We start from the raw sequence: 3,124 nt of genomic DNA, 5'->3' as shown, positions 1-3,124 counted from the left end.
AAGGAACAGCTTGCGCGGACGACGAAAAATAGCCGCTTGGAACAACCAGTACATGCGCCAGGTCCTCACGGGCATTTTTCATGCGTAACCCCTGGGTCTGTACTCAGACCAGGCAGCACGCAATCTTAGGGTGGGTCGAAGATAACTTGTTGGTAAATCGCCGAATCACTCACTGGTCGTGCCGACGGAAATTTCCCCTTCCGGACTGCTGGCGGATCACGGGCAACCCGAACCTTACACCAGCTTGCTGCCCCGGATCGCCTGAAGGGTCGACGCCTGGTTATTGACAGGTAGCCGACCACCCACCGGGAACCAGTCTCAGCAACCCGTGTTTTCGTTGATGATCTGAAAACAGATGCGTTGGTCGAGAGAGTATGTCCGTATCCTGAAGGCGATTCGTTGCGTAAAGGTAGATATGGATACTCCACGCGACATGGAAGCCTCCGGCCCCTTCGAAGCACGCTACCTGGCGTTCCTCGAAACAATCACTCAACTGCGCCCTCGCCTGCACCGTTACTGCTCGCGCATGACCGGATCGGTGATGGACGGCGAAGATGTTGTTCAGGATGCCTTATTCGAGGCTTATCGAAAGCTGGACCAGTACGACGACAGCCGTCCGCTTGCCCCATGGCTGTTCCGGATTGCCCACAATCGATGCATCGACTTCCTTCGCAGGCGTGGCGTCCGGATCGAGGCCGAAACAAATGCCATGAGCCCGGATCTCGTAATGCCTGTCGATCCTCCTGTTCTCGGTGTGGGTCGAGCGGTTGAACAGCTCGTGATAACCCTGCCTCCCATGGAACGCGCCTGCGTGCTGCTGAAGGACATCTTTGATTACACGCTCGATGAGATCGCAGAACTGGTCAGCTCCAGTGTGGGTGGCGTCAAGGCCGCGCTCAACCGGGGCCGAATGAAATTGGCTGCCTCGCCCAAGCCCGTGACACCAAGGCGTGAAGTGAGCCCGGAGTTGTCACGGCTTTTGCATCTCTACGTTGACCGGTTCAATCAGCGTGATTGGGAGGGACTCCGCAAACTCATCAGCGCGGATGCTCGACTCCGCGTCGCAGATCGCTTCGCCGGCTCCCTCGACGAATCGCCATACTTCGGGAACTATGAACGCATGACAGTGCCGTGGCGACTGGCAGTTGCGGAGGTGGACGGCGAGCTGGCAGTCGTCGCGCTGCGCCAATACGGAGACGAATGGAGGCCAAGTTCCGTCGCTCGACTCCAGGTGACAGACCAGCACATCGCGCACATCGTGGATTACGCGCATTCTCCATGGGTTCTTTCCGCCGCGAGTTCTGTAGCCGTGGCCCAGCCCTCCTGAGGAATGTCGCAGCGACGCGTATCCTCGATCGCCCCACAGCCGTAATACAGAGCAGAAGGGCAATTCAAGGAGAACAGACAATGCACATGAAAGACGCTATTAAATTTGCGCTGAACATTTCGAATCGAGCAGTGCTGAGTGTAATCGACGAGATGAGCGACGCCGCAACGACGTTTCCGACGCCGAACGGCGGGTGCCACCCGCTCTGGGTTCTCGGGCATCTCACGCTGGTTGAGGGCATCATCCCAGCGGCACTCTTCGCAGAAAAAAACCCGGCAGCCGAGTGGCAACAGTACTTTGGCGAGAACTCGCAACCCGTCGCCGATGCCCGCGCCTATCCACCCTTCGCCGAGGTTCGAGAGAAGTACCTTCAATTGCGCGAACAGAACCTGAACCTTCTTGAGTCGCTGAGCGAGGCGGACCTCGACAAACCCACTCTCGCGCCGCCCAAGGGACGGGAGCGAGAATTCGCTACCTACGGGCAGAGCTTCCTTGTGCTGGCCCTGCACCAGACCATGCATCGCGGCAACTTGACTGACGCACGGCGCGCCGCGGGCCGTACAGCGCTCGCAACCCAGGCCTCTTGAAGCTCGCCCTCTCCGAATCCTCCTCAGCGACGGCCTGAGTGCGTCGGTTCGCCGTCAAGACCGTAATAGTGAATACGAAAATAATCCGGTAAGGAGACGATTGAAATGAAAAAAATTATGGCAGAACTGATGTTGCTCTTTGTAAGTATGCAAGCCGGCTCGGCGCATGGGCAGAGTTCCAAATACCCTCCGCTCAACGAGTACATGATGACTCCCGAAGCTGAGGCGGCATTGGCCAGAAGTGCCGCGCCCGAAGCAATTTCAGGGCATGCCACTGTCAAACTGCTTACTGCCTCCGGATACAAAGTCGCCGCCGAAGGCGACAACGGTTTCGTGTGCCTGGTCATGCGGGGCTGGGCAGCCCCCACATTTACCCCTGCTCAGCTCCGGGACCTGGTGTATTACGCAAAACTCCGCGCGCCCATCTGCTTCAATCCCGTCGCAAGCCGAACCGTTTTGCCATTGCAGGAACTACGCGCCAGGCTCGGACTGGAAGGCAAGACACCTGACCAAATCTCTGAAGCAGTTCAGGCGGCATACGCCAAAGGCGAGCTGCCAAAAATGGAGATGGTGGCGTTCGCGTACATGTTCTCTGCGGACCAGGATCTCGGGCCTGGAGTTGGCCACTGGCATCCTCACATGATGGTGTACACCCCGTATTACGAGAACTCGATGCTGGGCGGTAACCAACCTGGAGCGCTTCCCATTGTGGGGACGATGCTGGAACCCCGTTCGCTGTGACGGTAATCCCCGTAGACCACAACCTTGCTGTCAAATCTCAAGGGAATAGGGCGCGCTGACCGAGATGTGACCCCTTTGCCACCTCGGCGGTCACGCCTGAGTAACGGTCCAACCGGAAGGAACCCGATTAGGGACGGTTGGCGACAATCCGGGAGTTGACGAGATTGCCGTTTCTCAGTCCTTATCCGTTGAGAGGTCAGCCAGGTTCCAGTCTGACTGGGGGTCGGAGAGCTCGACCTATGAATTCCGCTTTTAAGGAGCAACAGAATTCAACTTTTTGGGATGATAACGAATGGTCCAGTTTCATCTTGCTGCGCGTTCCCCAGGAATGCCGGACGACGCAAGGGGGGCGATGCAAACGAGAGTTCCCACGTCGGAGACTGCAAATGTGGCATTGGTTTTGCTTGAAACAGCTTTCTGCATTGTCTGGCCGTCCACCGTGCCCACGTCTTGGATTTCTTCCTACGGG

The 3,124-nt window shown here is 57.6% G+C and carries 3 protein-coding genes; all 3 read left to right on the top strand.

Going from position 1 to position 3,124, the window contains the following annotated elements; all coding sequences use genetic code 11:
- Positions 1-355: 355 nt before the first annotated feature.
- Complete coding sequence (locus Q363_RS31090) at positions 356-1,327, top strand: sigma-70 family RNA polymerase sigma factor (protein ID WP_211256454.1); 972 nt, start codon at positions 356-358, stop codon at positions 1,325-1,327.
- A gap of 86 nt (positions 1,328-1,413) precedes the next feature.
- Positions 1,414-1,914: a DinB family protein gene (locus tag Q363_RS31085; protein WP_169747208.1), complete on the top strand. Its 501-nt coding sequence runs from the start codon at positions 1,414-1,416 to the stop codon at positions 1,912-1,914.
- A gap of 105 nt (positions 1,915-2,019) precedes the next feature.
- On the top strand, positions 2,020-2,655 hold the full coding sequence (locus tag Q363_RS31080) for a hypothetical protein (RefSeq protein WP_051979592.1): 636 nt from the start codon (positions 2,020-2,022) through the stop codon (positions 2,653-2,655).
- Positions 2,656-3,124: the final 469 nt, after the last annotated feature.

The sequence above is a fragment of the Edaphobacter aggregans DSM 19364 genome, from assembly GCF_000745965.1.
GTDB classification, from domain to species: Bacteria; Acidobacteriota; Terriglobia; order Terriglobales; family Acidobacteriaceae; genus Edaphobacter; species Edaphobacter aggregans.
This window is presented reverse-complemented; position numbering and strand designations above follow the sequence as displayed.

Coding starts and splice junctions, on each gene's coding strand:
- Q363_RS31090 (WP_211256454.1), top strand. CDS start 356: ATGCGTTGGTCGAGAGAGTATGTCCGTATCCTGAAGGCGATTCGTTGC.
- Q363_RS31085 (WP_169747208.1), top strand. CDS start 1,414: ATGAAAGACGCTATTAAATTTGCGCTGAACATTTCGAATCGAGCAGTG.
- Q363_RS31080 (WP_051979592.1), top strand. CDS start 2,020: ATGAAAAAAATTATGGCAGAACTGATGTTGCTCTTTGTAAGTATGCAA.